Below are 430 nucleotides of genomic sequence, written 5' to 3' on the forward strand. Positions count from 1 at the left end.
AACTTTTGAGCGGCGGCGTGTCGAAACTGCAAGCTTTTTTCGTTCATACGCTAATCGAGTACTAGATCGACACGTCCAGGACGGCTTGGCAACATCCGGATGTAAAGTTCGTTACGCTGCTCAACGCCGTCCTTGTGATGGCGTTGAGCAGAAGGCGAGCTCCAGACCTTAGGCGTTAGCCTAGCGTTTCGCGGCTGGCTTCTTGATTGGAGTTGTCTTCTCTTCCCATGCCAAGTTGCCGCCGATTAACTCGGCGCAGCCGTCCTTTGCCAAACGGCATGGCCGACAGTTCTTGCGCGTTCGGAAGGTTGGTCGTCCGATTGATCGTTTCCATTCCTCAGAAGTCGCGAGGAATTGGGAGGGCAACGGTATTCATCCAGAAGCCAGGATGCGCTGCTTTGCCCCTGCCGGACGAATCCCCATTTTTTCA

Annotated in this window: 1 protein-coding gene; it reads left to right on the top strand. The window is 54.4% G+C overall.

The window, feature by feature from the left end:
• Positions 1-202 precede the first annotated feature (202 nt).
• Positions 203-430: hypothetical protein (locus EH240_RS38685; RefSeq protein ID WP_206075411.1), on the top strand; the 228-nt coding region annotated here is incomplete at its 3' end.

It is taken from the genome of Mesorhizobium tamadayense (assembly GCF_003863365.1).
GTDB classification, from domain to species: Bacteria; Pseudomonadota; Alphaproteobacteria; order Rhizobiales; family Rhizobiaceae; genus Mesorhizobium; species Mesorhizobium tamadayense.